Raw genomic sequence first — 19296 nt, forward strand, 5'->3', positions numbered from 1 at the left:
GGCATTGGGTTGACAGTCGGGTACCCGGCCCGGCACCTTGATTGCATGCCAGTGACCTCAGCGCCCCTCGCGACCCGCACCCGTGGGTTCCGCAGTGCTGTCCAGGCTCACTGTTGCTGTTCCAGCTGTTGATGCGCTCCTGAGCTTCTCCCCCTGCACGTCAGGGCTCCAGGACACAGCGCTCCAGCGTCTTCCTTGTTTGCGACCCCCCGCACTGCACTTCTGTTTCTGCTGAGGAACCACCGCACCCATGAACAGCGACAGCGACCTTCAGATCGCCGGCGACATCCTCGAGGTCCAGCACCTCCTCCAGCCGGTCAAGCAGCACCCCGCCACCGTGGCCGAGTTCGCCGGCCTCGCCCGCTCCCTCGCCGCCGACCGCTCCCAGTGGGCCCCGCTCGTCCAGTACGACGCCACCGCCCGCTGGTACCACCGGCTGCGCACCGGCCCCGGATACGAGATCTGGCTGCTCTCCTGGGTGCCGGGGCAGAGCAGCGGCGTCCACGACCACGGGCAGTCGTCCGGCGTACTCACCGTGCTCCAGGGCGAGCTGACGGAGCGTACGGAGCGCGGACACCGGGCGCTCGGCGAGGGCGCCCAGCGCGTCTTCGCGCCCGGCTACGTCCACGAGGTGGTCAACGACTCCCTCGAACCGGCCGTGAGCCTGCACGTCTACTACCCGGGCCTGACCGAGATGCCCATGCACGCGGCCCGGTGCGCCGCCCCCGCGACCCAGGACGCCGTGCGCGCCTGACACTCCCACCCGCCGCCCGACCACCACCCCTCAGAGGATCAGGCCGCGCCTGACAGACTGTTCGTATGCGCATTGTGGTTCTTGCCGGCGGCATCGGTGGTGCCCGCTTCCTCCGTGGTCTGAAGTCCGCCGCCCCCGACGCGGACATCACCGTCATCGGCAACACCGGTGACGACATCCATCTTTTCGGGCTGAAGGTCTGCCCCGACCTCGACACGGTGATGTACACCCTCGGCGGCGGCATCAACGAGGAGCAGGGCTGGGGGCGCGCGGACGAGACCTTCCAGGTGAAGGAGGAGCTCGCCGCCTATGGCGTGGGCCCCGAGTGGTTCGGGCTCGGCGACCGCGACTTCGCCACCCATATCGTCCGTACGCAGATGATCGGCGCGGGCTATCCGCTCAGCGCCGTCACCGAAGCGCTGTGCGCGCGCTGGAAGCCGGGTGTGCGGCTGCTGCCGATGACCGACGACCGCGTCGAGACGCATGTCGCGATCGATGTGGACGGCGAGCGGAAGGCCGTGCACTTCCAGGAGTACTGGGTGAAGCTGCGGGCCTCCGTGGAGGCGCACGCGGTCGTCCCCGTCGGGGCCGAGCAGGCGAAGCCCGCGCCGGGAGTGCTGGAGGCGCTCGCCTCCGCCGACGTCATCCTCTTCCCCCCGTCCAACCCGGTCGTCAGCGTCGGCACGATCCTCGCCGTGCCGGGCATCCGCGAGGCCATCGCCGAGGCGGGGGTGCCGGTCGTCGGCCTCTCCCCGATCGTCGGTGACGCACCGGTGCGCGGGATGGCCGACAAGGTGCTGGCCGCCGTGGGGGTCGAGTCGACGGCGGCCGCCGTCGCGGCGCACTACGGGTCGGGGCTGCTCGACGGCTGGCTCGTCGACACGGTCGACGCGGGCGTTGTCGACGAGGTCGAGGCGGCGGGCATCCGCTGCCGGGCCGTGCCGCTGATGATGACCGACGTCGAGGCCACGGCGGCGATGGCGCGTGAGGCGCTGGCGCTGGCGGAGGAGGTCCGCGCGTGAGCGGGGATCGCGACGCGCGGCGGGACCCCGGGACCGGCAACGCGATCGGGCTGCCGGACGGTGGTTCCGGCGCGAGGGCGGGCGTCTCGGCGTCGTACCGGGTCTGGGCGCTGAGCGGGCTGCCCGAGGTGCGTGCCGGAGACAGCCTCGCCAAGCTGATCGCGGCCACCGAGCCCGGGCTCGTCGACGGTGACGTCCTGCTCGTCACCTCCAAGATCGTCAGCAAGGCGGAGGGCCGGATCGTCGCCGCCGACGACCGGGAGGCGGCGATAGACGCCGAGACCGTGCGGGTCGTCGCGCGGCGCGGCACGCTGCGGATCGTCGAGAACCGACAGGGCCTGGTGATGGCCGCGGCCGGTGTCGACGCCTCCAACACCCCTTCCGGGACAGTGCTGTTGCTGCCCGAGGACCCGGACGCCTCGGCCCGCGCGCTACGCGAGGGGCTGCGGGACACGCTCGGCGTGGACGTGGGCGTCGTCGTCACGGACACCTTCGGACGGCCCTGGCGCACCGGGCTCACCGACGTCGCGATCGGCGCGGCGGGCGTGCGCGTCCTGGACGATCTGCGCGGCGGCACCGACACGTACGGCAATCCGCTGAGCGCGACCGTCGTCGCCACCGCCGACGAACTGGCCGCCGCGGGCGACCTGGTGAAGGGCAAGTCCCAGGGTCTGCCGGTCGCGGTGGTCCGGGGGCTCCCACATCTGGTGGGCGCCGGAGCGGGCGGTGAGGACGGCGCACGGGCGCTGGTGCGGGTGGCCGCCGACGACATGTTCCGGCTCGGGACCTCGGAGGCGGTACGGGAAGCGGTGACCCAGCGGCGTACGGTCCGCGCGTTCACCGACGAGCCGGTCGACGGGGGCGCCGTCCGGCGGGCCGTCGCCGCGGCCGTCACGGCGCCCGCGCCGCACCACACGACCCCGTGGCGTTTCGTCCTGCTCGAATCGGCCGGGTCGCGCACCCGGCTGCTCGACGCGATGCGGGACGCCTGGATCGCCGACCTGCGTCGCGACGGCAAGTCGGAGGAGTCCGTCGCGAAGCGCGTGAAGCGGGGTGATGTGCTGCGCGACGCGCCGTACCTCGTGGTGCCCTGCCTGGTGACGGACGGCTCGCACCACTACGGCGACCCGCGCCGGGACGCCGCCGAGCGCGAGATGTTCGTGGTCGCGGCCGGGGCGGGCGTGCAGAACTTCCTGGTGGCGCTGGCCGGCGAGCGCCTGGGCTCGGCGTGGGTGTCCTCGACGATGTTCTGCCGCGAGGTCGTCCGCGAGGTGCTCGGCCTGCCGGACGACTGGGATCCGATGGGCGCGGTGGCGGTCGGGCACGCGGCGGCGCCGCCGAAGGACCGGCCGGCGCGGGCGGCGGAGGACTTCGTCGAGGTGCGGTAGCGGCGGGCGTTCCCGCCACCGGGGCGGAGGCCGCGACCGTACCCCTGCGGCTACAGGGCCGCGATGTTGCCCGGGGTCATTCTGGGCGCCCGGCGGGGTGGGGTGCGGCCGCTGAGGAGGATCAGCCGGGCCGCGCGGTGGCGCTGGCCCTCGTACGGCTCGAGGAGCTTCAGCATCGCCGCGTCGTCGGCGGTGCGGTCGCCGCCGAGCGCGTACCCCACGATGCTCGGGAGGTGGTAGTCGCCGACCGACACCGCGTCCGGGGCGCCGTTGCTGCGCTGGACCGTCTCGGCGGAGGTCCACGGGCCGATGCCAGGAATCAACTCCAGGCGCGCCTGGGCCTGTTCGGGTTCCATGCCGGCCGCCTCCTCCATCCGGCGGGCGACCTTGACGGCGCGCAGTACCGTCGAGGCGCGCTTGTTGTCGACGCCGGCGCGGTGCCACTCCCAGGAGGGGATCATCGACCAGGTGCGGGCGTCCGGCATGACGTGCATCCGCTCGGCCGGCCCGGGGGCCGGCTCTCCGTACTTCCGTACCAGCAGCCGCCAGGCGCGGTACGCCTCGTCCGTGGTGACCTTCTGCTCCAGGATGGACGGGATCAGCGACTCCAGGACCAGGCCGGTGCGGACGAGCCGCAGCCCGGGGCGGCGGCGGTGGGTCTCGGCGAGCAGCCGATGGCGGGGCTCGAAGGCGTCCGGATCGTCCAACGCCCCTAGCAGCTCGGGGAGTTGGGTGAGCAGCCAGTCGGCTCCCGGACCCCAGGCCTCCGCCTCGACGTCGCCGCCGCGCTGGGCGACCCGGAGTGTGCCGGGCCCCGCGGGCGTACGGGCGGACCGCCAGACGGACCCGTCGGGGGTCGTACGGAAGGTGGGGTCACCGGGGCCCCGCCGCAGGGGTCCGAGCGTGAGGCCGAGGTCCAGGGGGGCCGGGGGCGTCCAGCGGCGGACCTGCGCGGGGGCCGGTGCGGCCGCCCGGGGAGCGGGTACGACGACGTGGCCACCGCGCACCGTGGTGCGGGAGGGACGGGGAGCGTAGCGGCCGGACACGTAATGAGGGTATGCCTTCGCCGCCCGGGCGACGGGGCCGGACCCGCGGCCCTTGCCCGCGCCCGACCCGAAGCCTCTGCGCGCGCCGGACCCGAGGCCACCGGCCCCGGAGCCCTGCCCGCACCAGGACCCGATGCCTTTGCCCCCGGGCCGCGAATTCCTCGCCCCCGGGCCGGTCCGCCCCCTCGGCCGTGCCGGGAAGCCGTCCTACTGGTCCGAGGAGAACCGCAGCGAACCCGGCGCGAGCGTCGCGTCGCACCACACCCGGACGCCCTCACGGAGCTCGTTGTCCGCGCCCACCTGCGCGCCGTCGCCGATGACCGCCCCCGTCACGACCGTGCGGGCGCCGACCCGGGCGCCCGCGCCGATCAGGGAGTCCGTGATCACCGCGCCCGCCTCCACGACCGCGCCCGCCAGGACCGTGCTGCCGCTGATACGCGCGCCCGCTTCGACGGTCGCGCCCTCGCCGACGACCGTGCCGCCGGTGAGCTTGGCGTCCGGGGCGACGGAGGCCGTCGGCAGGACGAGCCGGTCACCGCAGCGCCCCGGGACCGCCGGGGACGGGGCCAGGCCCTGGACCAGATCGGCGGAGCCCCGGACGAACGCCTGCGGGGTGCCGAGGTCCAGCCAGTACGTGGAGTCGACCATGCCCTGCAGATGCGCTCCGGAGGCCAGCAAGTCGGGGAAGGTCTCCCGCTCGACCGAGACCGGGCGGCCCTCGGGGATCGTGTCGATCACGGAACGACGGAAGACGTACGCCCCCGCGTTGATCTGGTCGGTGACGATCTCCTCCGGCGTCTGGGGCTTCTCCAGGAACGCCGTCACCCGGCCCGTCGCGTCCGTGGGAACCAGGCCGAAGGCCCTCGGGTCCTCGACGCGGGTCAGGTGGAGGGAGACATCCGCACCGGACTCCTGGTGAGTGGCCACCAGCGCCCGGATGTCCAGGCCGGTCAGGATGTCCCCGTTGAAGATCAGTACGGGGTCCTCGGGGCCCGAGTGGAGCCGGGAGGCGACATTGCGGATCGCGCCGCCGGTGCCGAGCGGCTCCCGCTCGGTGACGTACTCCAGGTGCAGCCCCAGCGCGGAGCCGTCGCCGAAGTGAGGTTCGAAGACCTCGGCCAGATAGGAGGTGGCGAGCACGATGTGCTCGATGCCCGCCGCTCTCGCCCGCGCCAGCTGATGCGTGAGGAACGGAACGCCCGCCGCGTGGACCATCGGCTTCGGCGTGTTCACCGTCAGCGGCCGCAGCCGCGTGCCCTTGCCACCGACCAGGAGGATCGCTTCAGTCACCTTGTCGTCTCTGCTTCCTGCTGGGGCCGGTCGATGGTCGGTCGTATGACCGATGTGACCGGCCAGTGTATGAGACGCCCCGGCGCTTCCCGAGCCCACTCCGTCAGCTGCGCCCCTGGTACCGCGCGGATGTGGCTCTGGCCGTGCCGAGCTTGCCGTAGAGCCGACTGCCGGGGCACTCCGTCGCGAATCCGTCCCGGTGGCCGGAAATGACCTTGAGCCTGACCTTCTTGCCCTTCTTGTACAAGTTGCCCCCACCCGACGTCAGATACGTGGTGCCGCGGGGGTTGACTCCGTACAGCCCCAGCTTCCAGGCGGTCAGCTTGGCAAGGGAGTTGACCACCGCCGCGGGCGGTGACTTGCTGCTGTAGGTGCCGAGGACGGCGATGCCCATGCTGTTGCTGTTGAAGCCGCGCGTATGCGCGCCCAGTACCGCCTTGGACACCCCGCCCGCGCGTCCCTCGTAGATGTTTCCGCACTTGTCGACGGCGAAGTTGTAGCCGAGGTCACGCCATCCGCTGCTCTTGACGTGGTAGCGGTAGATACCGCGCAGGACGGAGGGTGCCTGCTTGCACGCGTATCCGTTGCCGGTGACGGTGTGGTGCACGAAGACGGCCTTCACGGACTTCGTGTAGACGAAGTTCCGCTCGCGCAGGCGCTCGTCCGCGCCCCAGCCCTTGCGGGTGACGATCCGTGGGCGCGGTCCGATGTACGGCTTGACGAAGCCCACGAGCCCGGCCTCCGTCTCCGCCTTCGAGAGGGCGGGGATGTGGGTGGCGCCGAGGGGGGCGAGGTCCGCGTTGACCGCCGACGCGGCGGCGTCCGCCGCCGTCATCTGGGTGCTCACGGGCGCGCGGTCCGCGTCGTCCGAGGCGGCTCCCGCCGTGAGGCCGGGGCCGTCGCCCTCGGGAGTCGGTCCCGGGTCGACCAGTTCGAGCCGCAGTCCGCTCGGGAGCACTCCGCCGCCGGCGCGGTCGGACCCGCCCGCCTGGACGCGCACCTCGACTCCGTCGGAGTCGCCGACCCACAGCGGGGCGGTGGAGCCGCGGACCGTGGCCGACTCGCCCTCGGGGGTGCCCGGGTCGGCGGAGTGCTCGTCGTTGTGGGTCTCCACGGCCTGCCAGTCGGACCAGACGCCGCCCCTGGTGGCGCGCGTACGGACCTGGACCGTGCCGCGGAGCTCGGTCTTCGCGTCGTCCCAGACGACGCCGACCAGTGAGAACGGTCTGACGTTCCGCTGGGGCAGACCCTGCTGGGCGGCCCCGGCCGCGCGGTTCGAGCCGAGGGGGGCGAGCGGGAGCGACTGCGTCGAACCCGGTACCGCGTCCGCCTCCGCGACAGCGGGCGTGGCCGCCGTGGCGGGCAGTGAGAGCGGGAGAACGAGGGCGGCGGTGCACGCGACGCCGATGGCTGAAGCTAGAGAGGCACGCATGAAGCGATAGTCGGCCGGGCCCACTTGTTCCGCCTCCCGGGACGGCGGCGCGGAACTGACGGAGTGTCGGTCCGACCGGAGGACGGCGTCACCGGTACGGCGGCACATCCGCCGGGCCCCGGCGTACTGTTGCGCGGGTGAACGCCAGCGACCGTACCCCCGCCGACCTGCTGCGATCCGCGCTCACCGCGGACCCGGCCCGCCCCTTGGTCACCTTCTACGACGACGCCACCGGTGAGCGCGTGGAATTGTCCGTCGCCACCTTCGCCAATTGGGTGGCCAAGACCGCCAATCTGCTCCAGGGCGACCTCTCGGCCGAGCCCGGCGACCGGCTCGCGCTGATGCTGCCCGCGCACTGGCAGACCGCCGTCTGGCTGCTCGCCTGCGCGTCCGTGGGGGTGGCGGCGGAGGTCGGCGGTGATCCGGCCGGCGCCGATCTCGTGGTCGCCGGGCCGGACGGGCTCGACGCGGGGCTGGCCTGTTCCGGCGAGCGGGTCGCGCTGGCGCTGCGCCCGCTGGGCGGACGCTTCCCCGCCCCGCCCGCCGGATATGCCGACTACGCCGTCGAGGTCCCCAGCCAGGGTGACCGCTTCGCGCCGTACGCGCCGGTGGACGCGGACTCCCCCGCGCTCTCGGTCGGCGGTACGGAACTGACGGGCGCCGAGCTCGTCGACCGGGCCCGCTCCGACGCGCGGACCCTGGGCCTCGAACCCGGCTCGCGGTTGCTGTCGGGGCTGTCGTACGACACCTGGGAGGGGCTCTCCGCCGGGCTGTACGCGCCGCTGGCGGCCGGCGCGTCCGTGGTGCTGTGCCGGAACCTCGACCAGCTGTCCCCCGAGGGCCTGGAGAAGCGGATCGAGAGCGAGCGGGTCACCCACACCGCGGGGTGATCACGGCACGTGACCACCCCGTGTGACAAGCACGGGGTGGCAAGCGGCATGAAGTCCACCCGTCCGGCGCAATCGACTGCCGAGTCCCGGGGCCCCGGCGTCACCTCCGGTACATGATCGGCGGTACGTATCCGGCGACGCCTTGAAGGACGGACTCAGAACGTGACGGACAGTGCTGGCACGCCCGCCGAACCGGACTCATCGGCGGAAGACGAGCCATCGGCCGGCACGTCGCGCGGAGCGAGGGCACCGGAACCGCCGGAGAGTCACGAGGCGACGGACGGGGCCGGGGAAGAGGACGAGCCGAGCGAGTCCAAAGTGCTGGATGATCCGGACGAGCCCGGCGATTCGCATGAGTCGGATCATGCGGATGACGCGGACGAAGACGCGGAGGACTCGGCCGAAGGCGCCGGCGGCCCCGACGACTCCGCTGCCGCGGACGCGGGCGGCGACGAGGACGCCGAGAACGACGTGGACCCCGAGGTCGACGAGGTCGAGGACGCCAACCCGGTCCCCGACCCCCATCCGGATTCCGACGAGGACACATCGGACTCATCCGATGAATCCGGCACATCGGATGAGGAGTCCCCCAACCGCTGGCGCCGCTGGCTGCGTTGGACCGCCCTCGGCGCCTCCGTCGTCCTTCTCGCGGGAGCCGGCACCGGCTGGTGGCTCTACCGCAAGCTCGACAACAACATCACCACTGACACCAGCGCAGCCGCCGAGCTCGAGCGGTACGAGAAGGAGCGGCCCGTCCCGGCCGTGAGGGGCGCGCAGAACATCCTGCTCATCGGCTCCGACACCCGCAGCGGCAGAGGGAACGCCAAGTACGGCCGCGACCGCGGCACCCAGCACTCCGACACCACGATCCTGCTGCATCTCGCCGCCGACCGGCGCAGCGCGACCGCGATGTCCGTCCCCCGCGACCTGATGGCGGACGTTCCCAGCTGCCGGACCTCTGACGGCTCGCGCAGCCGTGCGCAGTTCGTCCAGTTCAACTGGGCCTTCGAGTTCGGCGGGGCCGCGTGCACGATCCGCACCCTGGAGCGGATGACCGGCATCCGTATCGATCACCACATGGTCATCGACTTCCGCGGCTTCAAGAAGATGGTCGACGCGGTCGACGGCGTGGAGGTCTGCCTCAAGGAGCGGATCGACGACGACGACGCCCATCTGAAGCTGTCCGCCGGACGGCACGTTCTGCGCGGCGAGCAGGCGCTGGGGTTCGTGCGGGCGCGCAAGTCCCTGGGCGACGGCAGTGACACCGAGCGGATGGAGCGCCAGCAGCAGTTCCTCGGGGCGCTGGTCAACAAGGTGCAGAGCAATGGTGTGCTGCTCAACCCGACGCGGCTGTACCCGGTGCTGGACGCGGCGACCAAGGCGATCACGACGGACGCGGGCCTCGACTCCCTCAAGGATCTGTACGATCTCGCCCGCTCCATGCGGAACGTACCGACCGAAAAGGTGCAGTTCCTTACCGTTCCACGGCAGCCTTACGCGTACGACACCAACCGCGACCAGCTCGTCCAGCCCGATGCCGCCAACCTTTTCAAGCGGCTGCGCGAGGACGCGCCGCTCGTCGTCTCCACCGACGGCACGACGACGCGTACCGGCCGCAGCCCCGGCCCGGCCGCGCCGAGCACGGACGAGGGGACGCGGGAGAACGACGGGAGCGCGGACGGCGGCGACGAGAGGCCGGACGACCCGGGCCCGAGCCGCTCCCCGGCTCCCACCTATTCCGGTACGAACGCGGCGAGCGGCCTGTGTTCTTGAGCCCGTGTGGGGCCCGCGGGTAAAGCGATAGCCAAGGCGAGAGCCCCGATGTATGAGGTTTGGGTGGATTGCCCGGTTGTAAGGAGCGTGGAATTTGTCACGGACGTCGCCCCGCGCTGAACTGGGCGGATAGTGTGACGCGATCCGGTGCTCAGACCGTCAGGTCGCGCACTCTGAGGATCGTAAGACCGAGCGCCTGACGGGGGAGGCGCCTCGCGTGGCACCGACGGAGGACTCAAGCAACCGTGGACGCGCACAGCCGTGGACGGGCGGACGAGATCGACCCCGCCGACCAGTGGGTACTCAACCCGCAGACCGGCAGTTACGAACTGCGACTGGACCAATCCGCTGAGCGGTCGTCCGTGTCCCGCCCCCGGGGAGCCGGCGCCTCCCGGGCCACCGGCCGCGGCAGAACCGCCGATGTCCCCGGCGGCCGGAGCCGGTCCGCCGAAGTCCCCGGCCAGCGCAGGCGTCGCCCGGCGGGCGGTCCGGACGGCACGCCGCCCGGCGCGGGCCGGCGCAAGCGGAAGCCGGAGAAGTCCCGCAAGAAGAAGGCGCTGATGTGGACCGGCGGAGTCATGGCCTTCGTGGTCGTGGCGGGCGCCGTCGGCGCGTACGCCCTCTATGAGCACTTCAACGGGAACATCAAGACCGTCGACGTCGCGGGCGCGGGCAGTGGTGGCTTCAAGAAGGACCAGCCGGTCAACGTCCTGGTGATCGGCACGGACCGGCGCACCGGTGACGGCAACGGCGGCTACGGCGACAAGAACAGCCCGGGCCACGCGGACACCACGATCCTCTTCCATGTCTCCAAGGACCGGACGAACGCGACCGCGCTGTCCATTCCGCGCGACCTGATCACGGACATCCCCGACTGCGAGACGAAGACGCCGGACGGCACCAAGGTCATCCAGGGTTCTCGTCAGACGCGCTTCAACGAGAGCCTCGGCCAGTCCGGCCGCGACCCGGGCTGCACCATGCGGACGGTCAAGGAGATCACCGGGCTCACCGTCGACCACTTCATGATGGCCGACTTCAACGCCGTCAAGGAGCTGACCACTGCCGTCGGCGGCGTCAAGGTCTGCCTCGCCAAGCCCGTCAAGGACAAGAAGTCGCACCTCGAACTGCCGGCCGGTGAGTCCACGATCGAGGGCGAGCAGGCGCTGGCCTTCGTCCGTACCCGCTCCAGCTTCGGCAACAAGAGCGACCTCGACCGGATCAAGGTCCAGCAGCAGTTCCTGAGTTCGATGATCCGGCAGATGAAGTCCAACGAGACGCTGACGAGCCCCACGAAGCTGTACGGCCTCGCCGACGCCGCGACCAAGGCGCTGACGGTGGACTCCGGGATAGGGAGCATCAAGAAGCTCACCGCCCTGGCCCAGGAGCTCGGGAAGATCGACGCCAAGAACATCACGTTCGCGACGCTGCCCGTCATCGACAACCCGAACGAGCCCAGGCCCGTGACGGTCGTGCCCGACCCGGTGAAGGCTCCGCAGCTCTTCGGGATGATGCAGAACGACACCTCGCTCACCGAGGTGAAGAAGAAGGAACAGGACGCCAAGAACGCCCAGTCCGCCCTTCTCACGGGCGCGCGGGCCGAGGCGTCCGCCGTGCGGGTCGACGTCTACAACGGCAGCGGCATCCAGGGGGCGGCGCAGTCGACGATCAACTGGCTGCAGAACGAGCAGGGCGTGCCCAAGTCCACGAACAAGAGCAACGCCCCCGAGAAGGCGGCGAAGACCATGCTCGTGTACGCACCCAACCAGGCCGATCAGGCCCGCAAGCTCGCGGACATGATGGGACTGCCGGCCACGGCTCTCAAGCCGGGCACCAAGGACGCCGAGGGACTTCAGGCGATGACGCTGACTCTCGGAGCGGACTTCAAGGGCGCGGGGGTGCCCATCACCGGTCCGGCGAAGGCGCCGGAGGGTGTGCAGAAGGTAGAAGCAGACAAGCAGGTATGCGCCAAGTGATCCGGATGCACCGGATCGCTCGGCGCGCCTGAACGACAGGGGGACCTGGGGTGGGACAGAGCAGCGTGCGTGGGGAGGGAACGCGTCGTCGCGTTTCGCGCGCCCGCGAACTCGGCTGGGACGAGAGTCTTTACGCCGACGGTGCGGACTCGGACATACCGTCGCCGCGGCCCGGATCGGGCGGCGGCGACGGCGGGAAGGGCAGTGGCGGCGGTGGCAGGGGTCACCGCCGCGGCGGCCCGCGCAAGCGTGCCAAGAGCGGCAAGCGGCGCATATTTCGCTGGATAGCCATCGTGCTCGCGGTACTGATACTCGGTACGGCGGGCGCCGGTTACCTCTACATCCAGCACCTGAACAGCAACATCCGCAGTGGGGGGCGCAGCGGTGGCGAGAGCGGGGTGAAGAAGGCCTCGGGGGGCGCCGGAAGCGCGCTGAACATCCTGCTGATCGGTTCCGACAGCCGGAACAAGCCGGAGAACGTCAAGCTCGGCGGCGGCCGGGACTCGGTGGGCCAGAAGCCCCTCGCCGACGTGCAGATGCTGCTGCACATCTCCGCCGACCGAAAGAACGCCTCCGTCGTCAGCATCCCGCGCGACACCATGGTGAACGTCCCGGAGTGCAAGGACGACAAGGGCGAGACGTTCCGCGCCTCCTACTCCCCCATCAACGAGACGCTGCAACGCGGCGGTCCGGGCTGCACCCTCACCACCTGGGAGAGCATCACCGGCGTGTACGTCGATCACTGGATGATGATCGACTTCGCGGGTGTGGTGTCGATGGCGGACGCCATCGGCGGTGTGAAGGTGTGTGTGGAGCACGGCGTCTGGGACCGGCCGACGCGCCTGGTCAAGGGTGGTTCGGGCCTCAAGCTCCCGGCCGGCGACAACATCGTCAAGGGTGAGGACGCGCTGAAGTGGCTGCGCACGCGGCACGCCTTCTTCAACGACCAGGGCCGGGCCAAGGCCCAGCACATGTACATGAACTCGATGATCCGCACGCTCAAGGCGCAGAGCGTCTTCACCGACACCGGCCGGCTGATGGACCTCGCCGAGGCGGGCACCAAGGCGCTCCAGGTCTCCGAGGAGATCGGCTCGGTCAAGGGCCTCTCCGACGTGGCCATGCAGCTCAAGGACGTCCCGACCAACCGCATCACCATGACGACCATGCCGACGCTCGAGTGGCCCAAGGACCCAAACCGTCTGGTGCCGGTGAAGAAGGACGCGGACAAGCTCTGGTCCATGCTCCGCGGCGACGTCGCCTTCGACAGCAACGGGAAGCCGGCCGACGCCAAGCCGAGTCCCACGGTCCAGGCCACCGGCCCGGCCGCCGCCGCGCCCAACACGCTGGGCATCACGGTGGTCAACGGCACGGCCGGCGACGGTGAGCCGTCCGTGAGCGGGCGGGCCACCGGGATCGCGCAGACGCTCCGGGGCGTCGGCTACACCAAGGCCACCGCCTCGAAGGGCGCCGAGCCGCGCAAGGACTCGGTGGTCCGCTATCCGGCGGCGGGCGGCGCACAGGGCAAGGCGGACGCGCTGTCCGTGGCGACGGCCGTCGGTCTGCCGGCGACGGCGGTCAAGGCCGACGCCAAGGCGGAGGGGCTGACGCTGGTCATCGGCGCCGACTGGCGCGAGGGCACCTCGTTCGCCAAGCCGAAGGTCGACGCGGGCGACATTCCCGAGAACGCGGACGCCATGAACGCCGCCGAGGAGGGCTGCATGCCGGTGTACAAGACCTACCGCTGGGACGGGAAGGACTGACCCCCGCCCCCACCGCGAACGAAGGAGGCCGCCCGGTGCGTGACGCACCGGGCGGCCTTCTTCGTGGATACGCGTGTGCGGGTCAGACGGTGGTCGTCCGCACCGCCGGGCGGCGGCTCGCGATGACCTTCCGCGCCAGCGCGCGCGGGCTGGTCAGGAAGCCGTACCCCCACGACATGTGCATGGTGGCGAGGGCGACCGGAATCTGCAGCCGCGCCTTCAGGGACAGGCCCTTGCCCGCCGGAATCGAGCCGACCGCGATCCCCGCGAGATAGCCGGCCGGGATCACCAGGCCGACCGGGTGCAACGCGACGCCCACCACGAGGCCCGCGGCGATCGCGCAGACGGCGGCCGGCGGAGCGAGATAGCGGAGGTTGATCGAGCCCTGGTGGTAACGGGCGACGACATGGCGCCAACGGCCGTAGTCCTTGTACTGCTTCGCCAGGGCGCGCACGCTCGGCCGGGGCCGGTACTGGACGCGCAGCTCGGGCGAGAACCAGATGAGGCCACCCGCCTCACGGATGCGGAAGTTCAGCTCCCAGTCCTGGGCGCGGATGAACTCCTCGTTGTAACCGCCCTGTTGCTCCAGCGCCTCGCGGCGGAAGACACCCAGGTAGACGGTCTCCGCGGGGCCTGCCTGGCCGCCCGTGTGGAAGGCCGCGTTGCCGACGCCGATCTTCGACGTCATCGCCGCGGCGACCGCGTCCTCCCAGGCGTTCTCGCCCTCGGCGTGCATGATGCCGCCGACGTTCTGCGCGCCCGTCTCGCCGAGGAGGCGGACCGCGGTCGCGATGTAGTTGGGCGAGAGCATTCCATGGCCGTCGACCCGTACCACGATCGGATGACGCGACGCCTTGATCGCGGCGTTGAGCGCCGCGGGCGTACGCCCGGTGGGATTGGGGACGGTGTGCACGCGCGGGTCTTCCCGTACGAGCTCGGCGGCGATCTCGTCCGTGCGGTCCGTGGACGGGCCGAGGGCGATCACCACCTCCATTTCGCCGTCGTACTCCTGCTCGAGGATGTGGCGGACCGAGTTGCGCAGATGCCGCTCCTCATTGAGGACCGGCATGATCACGGAGACAGGGGGCATGGCGTTCATCGGTCGCCACGTTACCGCGAATGGGGGACACCGGTGCGCGCCGCAGGGGCCGCTGCACTCTGACGCTGATCGTATGGGCCTACGGTTCTCAGGGTTCCCGCTGTCAACCGCGGAGGTGTCCCCCGGTGCCCACACCGCCCCGCTCGCACCGTCCCCGGCCGGCCGCCGCCCGTCCCGCTCCGGCGGCGCGCCGCACCAGACGGGACGGCCGGCCACGGTGGGGGATGCGGATGGCGACGACGCTGTCGGTCCTGGTCCTCGGGGCGGGCGGCATCGGACACGCGCTGGTGTCGAGCCTCGACACCGGCATCAACCGGATCGACCCGTTCAAGGACATGAAGAACCGCCCCCAGGCCGGTCACGGAACGAACATCCTGGTCGTAGGCACCGACGGGCGGGACAAGATCACCCCCGAGGAGAAGCGGAAGTACCGGCTCGGCGGGGCCCCCTGTCACTGCACCGACACGGTGATGCTGGTGCACATCTCAGAGAACCGCCGGCGGGCCAGCATCGTGAGCCTGCCGCGCGACTCGTACGCGGAGATGCCCGAGCACACCGACGGCGTCACGGGCAAGCCGCACAAGGCACATCCGGTGAAGCTGAACGCGGCGTACGCCGAGGGTGGTCCCTCGCTGACCGTACGGACCGTCGAGCAGATGACCCGCGTCAAGATCGACCACTACCTGGAGGTCGACTTCACCAGCTTCATGAAGACGGTCGACGCGCTCGGCGGTGTGGAGATCTGCACGGCCGGGGCGATGAAGGACGCGTACACGGGTCTCGACCTGCCCGCCGGAAGCCATGAGCTCGACGGTGGCATGGCGCTCCAGTACGTCCGCTCCCGCCATATCGACGGGGCCGCCGACCTGGGACGGATGCAGCGCCAGCAGCGCTTCCTGGCCGCGCTGATCCACCGGGCGACCAGCAGCGGTGTGCTGCTGAACCCGGTGAAGTTCCAGGGGGTCGCCGCGACGATGCTGAGCTCCGTCCGGGCCGACCAGGGCTTCGGCACAGAGGAGATGCTGTCCCTCGCCAAGGCCATGCGGGGCTTCACGGCGGCCTCATCGGAGTTCACCTCCGTCCCGATCCAGGACGCCTCCTACCCGGTCAAGGGCATCGGCTCGACGGTGAAGTGGAACCCGGTCAAGTCGAAGAAGCTCTTCCAGGCCCTGCGCGACGACAAGCCGCTCGCGGCGCGCCGCTCGGCCTCCCACCGGACGCTGGTGGAGGTGGCCCCCCAGCGCATCCGCGTGCAGGTCTACAACGGGACGCGGGTGAACGGGCTGGGCCGCAGGGTCGACACCGCCCTGCGCGGCACCGGCTTCAACACGACCCGCTCCCCGCTGAACGCCCCGGGGCCCCTGGCGCGGCGCACCGTCGTCTCGTACGACCCGCGCTGGGACCGCTCGGCCAAGTCGCTGGCCACGGCCCTGCCGGGGTGCGAACTGCGGGCGGTGAAGAAGCAGGGGTCGACGCTGAAGGTGGTCGCGGGGCCGGACTACAAGGGGGTCACGCCGGTGCGCGCCGACGACGCCAGCCAGGGCGAGTTCGACGCGGTCACGGGCGACCAGGTGGTCTGCAAGTAGTCCGGAGCGGGGCCGGACGGGCTCCGGTCGGGCCCGCGCGGGGTCAGTCGTCGAGGCCCTCGGCGGCGCGCGTGTCCCGGAGCTCCTTGATCGCGCGGCGCCGGGCGAGCCGGTGCGTGCGGCGGATCTGGGCCTCCTGGTAGCGGCGCTGGTCGCGCTCGGTCTCGGGGATCACCGGCGGGACGGTCCGGGGCTTGCCGTCCGCGTCGACGGCCGCGAAGACGAGATAGGCGGAGCCGACCTGCTGCGGCGGCGTCGACTCGTTCCAGCGCTCGGCGAGGACGCGTACGCCGATCTCCATGGACGAGCGGCCGGTCCAGTTGCACTGAGCCCGCACATGGACGAGGTCCCCGACCCGCACCGGCTCCAGGAACACCATCTCGTCCATGGACGCGGTGACGGCGGGCCCGCCGGAGTGCCGCCCGGCCACGGCGCCCGCCACGTCGTCCACCAGTTTCATGATCACGCCACCGTGCACGGTACCGAGGAGATTGGTCTCGCTCGCGGTCATGATGTGGCTGAGGGTCGTCCGGGACGCCGAGGTGGGCTTGCCCGGAATGTCGACCTCCGGACGCTGGGCCTGATCTGTCATGCCCTCCACCCTATGCCGGGCTCCGCGCCGGTCACGCGGGCGTCGCATTGCATCAGCTTCGCAACAGCCCTGGTCCGAACTCCCACCCACCCTGTCGGGGGCCGGAGGGCGGACTGCACACTGGGGCGCATGAATGACTGGCCCGATCGATGGAGCGACGACCGCGGCAACCGCCGGGGACCCGGCGGCGCGGAGCCCGAGGGCGCTCGGGTGATGCGCCATGTGCAGCGCCCCCCGGTCCCCCCGCAGCCGCAGGGGTACGACGACGGCTACGGCCAGGGGCCCGCGTCGGCGTACGACAGCGGCTACAACACGGGCCAGGTCTACGGCACCCCGCAGGGCGGCGGCTACGGCGGCGGTCAGGGCACGGTCCCCCCGCCGCGCGGCCCGCGCGGCCCGCGCCCCGGGGCGGCCCCGGACTGGGGCCGCCGGATCAAGGTCGGCTCGATCGTGCTGCTCGTCGCCGTGCTCGGCTGGAGCATCGGTACGTACGCCTGGGCGAGCTCCAAGATGCGCGGCGAAGTCGATCTCGCCAAGGTCATCGAGCGCCCCGCGGAGGGCGACTGCACGACGTACCTGATCGTCGGCTCGGACAGCCGTGAGGGCATGTCCGCCGAGGAGAAGAAGAAGCTCCACACCGGCTCCGCCGAGGGCAAGCGCACCGACTCGATGATGATCCTCGCGGCCTGCGACAGCGGGAACACGATGGTCTCGCTGCCCCGCGACTCCTGGGTGACCATCCCGTCCTTCGTCGGCTCCGAATCCGGGAAGACGTTCCAGGCCAAGGGCGGCTCCAAGCTGAACGCCGCGTACGCCATGGACGGTCCCGAGCTGTTGGTGCGCACGGTCGAGTTCAACACCGGTCTGCGCATCGACCACTACGCGGAGATCGGCTTCGCCGGCTTCGCGAACATCGTGGACGCCCTCGGCGGCGTCGAGCTGGACATCCCGAAGGCCTTCAAGGACAAGAACTCCGGCGCCGACTTCCAGGCCGGACAGCAGACCCTCAACGGCGAGCAGGCGCTGGCCTTCGTCCGGACCCGGTACGCCTTCGCGGAGTCCGACCTGGCGCGCACGAAGAACCAGCAGAAGTTCCTGTCGGCCCTGGCCAACCAGGCGGCGACGCCGGGCACGATCCTGAACCCGTTCCGGCTCTACCCGACGCTGGGCGCGGGCCTGGACACCCTGATCGTGGACAAGGACATGTCGCTGTACGACCTGGGCCAGATGTTCTTCGCGATGAAGGGCATCAGCGGCGGGGACGGGAAGTCGATGAACATCCCGATCTCGGGGACGGCCCCGCAGGGCTCACTGAAGTGGGACATGCCGAAGGTGAAGCAGCTCGTGCGGCAGATCCAGAACGACGAGAAGGTCACGGTCACCTCGAACCGCTGACGCCCAGCGCAAAGGGCCCCACCGCCGGCGGCGGTGGGGCCCTTTCGCGGATCCCGGGTTACGGCAGGTTGCGCGCCATGACGATGCGCTGGACCTGGTTCGTGCCCTCGTAGATCTGGGTGATCTTCGCGTCGCGCATCATGCGCTCCACGGGGTAGTCACGGGTGTAGCCGTAGCCGCCGAGCAGCTGGACGGCGTCCGTGGTGACCTCCATGGCGATGTCCGAGGCGAAGCACTTGGCGGCCGCACCCAGGTAGGTCAGGTCGGCGTCGCCGCGCTCCGAGGCCGCGGCGGCCTGGTAGGTCAGGGCGCGGGCGGCGGAGACCTTCATGGCCATGTCGGCGAGCATGAACTGCACGCCCTGGAAGTCGGCGATCGGCTTGCCGAACTGCTTGCGCTCCTTGACGTAGCCCTTGGCGTAGTCGAGGGCGCCCTGGGCGATGCCGAGCGCCTGGGCCGCGATGGTGATGCGGGTGTGGTCCAGGGTCTTCATCGCGGTGGCGAAGCCGGTGCCCTCCTCGCCGATCATGCGGTCGGCGGGGATGCGGACGTTGTCGAGGTAGACCTCGCGGGTCGGGGAGCCCTTGATGCCGAGCTTCTTCTCCGGGGCGCCGAAGGAGACACCCTCGTCGCCCTTCTCGACGACGAAGGCGCTGATGCCCTTCGAGCGCTTCTCCGGGTCCGTGACGGCCATGACGGTGTAGTACTCGGAGACGCCGGCGTTGGTGATCCAGCGCTTCACGCCGTTGAGGACCCAGAAGTCGCCGTCGCGCACGGCCCTGGTCTTCATGCCGGCGGCGTCGGAGCCCGCGTCGGGCTCGGAGAGGCAGTACGAGAACATCGCGTCGCCCTTGGCGAGCGGGCCCAGGTACTTCTTCTTCAGCTCCTCGGAGCCGGAGAGGATCACCGGGAGGGAGCCGAGCTTGTTCACGGCCGGGATGAGGGAGGACGACGCGCAGACGCGGGCCACCTCCTCGATCACGATGACCGTGGCGAGGGCGTCGGCACCGGCGCCGCCGTAGCTCTCAGGAACGTGCACGGCGTGCAGGTCGGAGGCGACCAGCGCGTCCAGCGCCTCCTGCGGGAAGCGCGCCTCCTCGTCCACCGCGGCGGCGAAGGGCAGGATCTTGGCCTCGGCGAGCGAGCGGATCGTGTCCCGGAGCATGTCGTGCTCTTCGGACGGGCGGTACAGGTCGAAATCAGCCGAACCGGCCAAGGTCTCTCACTCCCCAAGACGCTAACTACCGTTAAGTAACCCAAATTTTAGTGGTCTCGCTCCGTCAGGGATATGTGAGC

At 71.0% G+C, this 19296-nt stretch carries 15 protein-coding genes; 9 read left to right on the top strand and 6 right to left on the bottom strand.

Features of this window, described 5'->3' with window-relative positions:
* The first annotated feature begins 250 nt into the window (after positions 1–250).
* The 3 genes from ACZ7J0_RS21880 (at position 251) to ACZ7J0_RS21890 (ending at position 3164) form a co-directional block, all read left to right on the top strand.
* Positions 251–754 carry a cysteine dioxygenase gene (locus ACZ7J0_RS21880; protein WP_470889786.1) on the top strand — a complete coding sequence of 168 codons (504 nt, stop codon included), beginning with the start codon at positions 251–253 and terminating at the stop codon, positions 752–754.
* A 65-nt stretch (positions 755–819) separates the two neighbouring features.
* Complete coding sequence (gene cofD / locus ACZ7J0_RS21885; protein WP_470889788.1) at positions 820–1776, top strand: 2-phospho-L-lactate transferase; 957 nt, start codon at positions 820–822, stop codon at positions 1774–1776.
* A 44-nt stretch (positions 1777–1820) separates the two neighbouring features.
* On the top strand, positions 1821–3164 hold the full coding sequence (locus tag ACZ7J0_RS21890) for a coenzyme F420-0:L-glutamate ligase (RefSeq protein WP_470890091.1): 1344 nt from the start codon (positions 1821–1823) through the stop codon (positions 3162–3164).
* Between the two features lie 50 nt (positions 3165–3214).
* Here ACZ7J0_RS21890 and ACZ7J0_RS21895 read toward each other — a convergent pair whose 3' ends face one another.
* The 3 genes from ACZ7J0_RS21895 to ACZ7J0_RS21905 form a co-directional block, all read right to left on the bottom strand.
* Positions 3215–4210, bottom strand: a complete 996-nt coding sequence (locus ACZ7J0_RS21895; RefSeq protein ID WP_470889790.1) for a DNA-3-methyladenine glycosylase family protein — start codon at positions 4208–4210, stop codon at positions 3215–3217.
* Positions 4211–4417: 207 nt separating this feature from the next.
* Positions 4418–5500 (bottom strand): mannose-1-phosphate guanylyltransferase, encoded by a 1083-nt coding sequence (gene manB, locus ACZ7J0_RS21900; protein WP_470889792.1) that lies wholly within the window; start codon positions 5498–5500, stop codon positions 4418–4420.
* Positions 5501–5603: 103 nt separating this feature from the next.
* Positions 5604–6932, bottom strand: a complete 1329-nt coding sequence (locus tag ACZ7J0_RS21905) for a peptidoglycan recognition protein family protein (RefSeq protein WP_470889794.1) — start codon at positions 6930–6932, stop codon at positions 5604–5606.
* A 137-nt stretch (positions 6933–7069) separates the two neighbouring features.
* On the opposite strand from ACZ7J0_RS21905, the gene ACZ7J0_RS21910 reads away from it, so the two are divergent.
* From ACZ7J0_RS21910 to ACZ7J0_RS21925, 4 genes are all read left to right on the top strand, one after another.
* Entirely contained in the window at positions 7070–7822 is a 753-nt protein-coding gene (locus ACZ7J0_RS21910) for a TIGR03089 family protein (RefSeq protein ID WP_470889796.1), read from the top strand.
* A 162-nt stretch (positions 7823–7984) separates the two neighbouring features.
* On the top strand, positions 7985–9595 hold the full coding sequence (locus ACZ7J0_RS21915; RefSeq protein ID WP_470889798.1) for an LCP family protein: 1611 nt from the start codon (positions 7985–7987) through the stop codon (positions 9593–9595).
* Positions 9596–9840: 245 nt separating this feature from the next.
* Positions 9841–11568, top strand: coding sequence for an LCP family protein (locus ACZ7J0_RS21920; protein WP_470889799.1), 1728 nt, complete (start codon positions 9841–9843; stop codon positions 11566–11568).
* A 50-nt stretch (positions 11569–11618) separates the two neighbouring features.
* On the top strand, positions 11619–13328 hold the full coding sequence (locus ACZ7J0_RS21925; protein ID WP_470889801.1) for an LCP family protein: 1710 nt from the start codon (positions 11619–11621) through the stop codon (positions 13326–13328).
* An 82-nt stretch (positions 13329–13410) separates the two neighbouring features.
* On the opposite strand, the gene ACZ7J0_RS21930 is transcribed toward ACZ7J0_RS21925, so the two are convergent.
* The gene (locus ACZ7J0_RS21930; protein WP_470889803.1) at positions 13411–14427 is read right to left on the bottom strand and encodes a glycosyltransferase family 2 protein; all 1017 of its coding nucleotides are present in this window, start codon (positions 14425–14427) and stop codon (positions 13411–13413) included.
* 125 nt (positions 14428–14552) lie between these two features.
* On the opposite strand from ACZ7J0_RS21930, the gene ACZ7J0_RS21935 reads away from it, so the two are divergent.
* Positions 14553–16013: an LCP family protein gene (locus ACZ7J0_RS21935; protein WP_470889805.1), complete on the top strand. Its 1461-nt coding sequence runs from the start codon at positions 14553–14555 to the stop codon at positions 16011–16013.
* Between the two features lie 43 nt (positions 16014–16056).
* On the opposite strand, the gene ACZ7J0_RS21940 is transcribed toward ACZ7J0_RS21935, so the two are convergent.
* Entirely contained in the window at positions 16057–16605 is a 549-nt protein-coding gene (locus ACZ7J0_RS21940) for an acyl-CoA thioesterase (RefSeq protein WP_470889807.1), read from the bottom strand.
* 129 nt (positions 16606–16734) lie between these two features.
* Here ACZ7J0_RS21940 and ACZ7J0_RS21945 point away from each other — a divergent pair, with 129 nt between their 5' ends.
* Positions 16735–18000, top strand: coding sequence for an LCP family protein (locus ACZ7J0_RS21945; protein WP_470889809.1), 1266 nt, complete (start codon positions 16735–16737; stop codon positions 17998–18000).
* Positions 18001–18058: 58 nt separating this feature from the next.
* Here the strand turns inward: ACZ7J0_RS21945 and ACZ7J0_RS21950 are convergent, their stop codons facing one another.
* Complete coding sequence (locus ACZ7J0_RS21950) at positions 18059–19216, bottom strand: acyl-CoA dehydrogenase family protein (protein ID WP_470889811.1); 1158 nt, start codon at positions 19214–19216, stop codon at positions 18059–18061.
* Between the last annotated feature and the right edge of the window lie 80 nt (positions 19217–19296).

The sequence above is a fragment of the Streptomyces sp. NPDC038280 genome (genome assembly GCF_055600045.1).

What these genes read in the sequence shown, in the direction of transcription:
- cofD (WP_470889788.1), top strand. Translation starts at nt 820, where the DNA reads ATGCGCATTGTGGTTCTTGCCGGCGGCATCGGTGGTGCCCGCTTCCTC.
- ACZ7J0_RS21940 (WP_470889807.1), bottom strand. Translation starts at nt 16,605, where the DNA reads ATGACAGATCAGGCCCAGCGTCCGGAGGTCGACATTCCGGGCAAGCCC.
- ACZ7J0_RS21905 (WP_470889794.1), bottom strand. Translation starts at nt 6,932, where the DNA reads ATGCGTGCCTCTCTAGCTTCAGCCATCGGCGTCGCGTGCACCGCCGCC.
- ACZ7J0_RS21930 (WP_470889803.1), bottom strand. Translation starts at nt 14,427, where the DNA reads ATGAACGCCATGCCCCCTGTCTCCGTGATCATGCCGGTCCTCAATGAG.
- ACZ7J0_RS21945 (WP_470889809.1), top strand. Translation starts at nt 16,735, where the DNA reads ATGAATGACTGGCCCGATCGATGGAGCGACGACCGCGGCAACCGCCGG.
- ACZ7J0_RS21880 (WP_470889786.1), top strand. Translation starts at nt 251, where the DNA reads ATGAACAGCGACAGCGACCTTCAGATCGCCGGCGACATCCTCGAGGTC.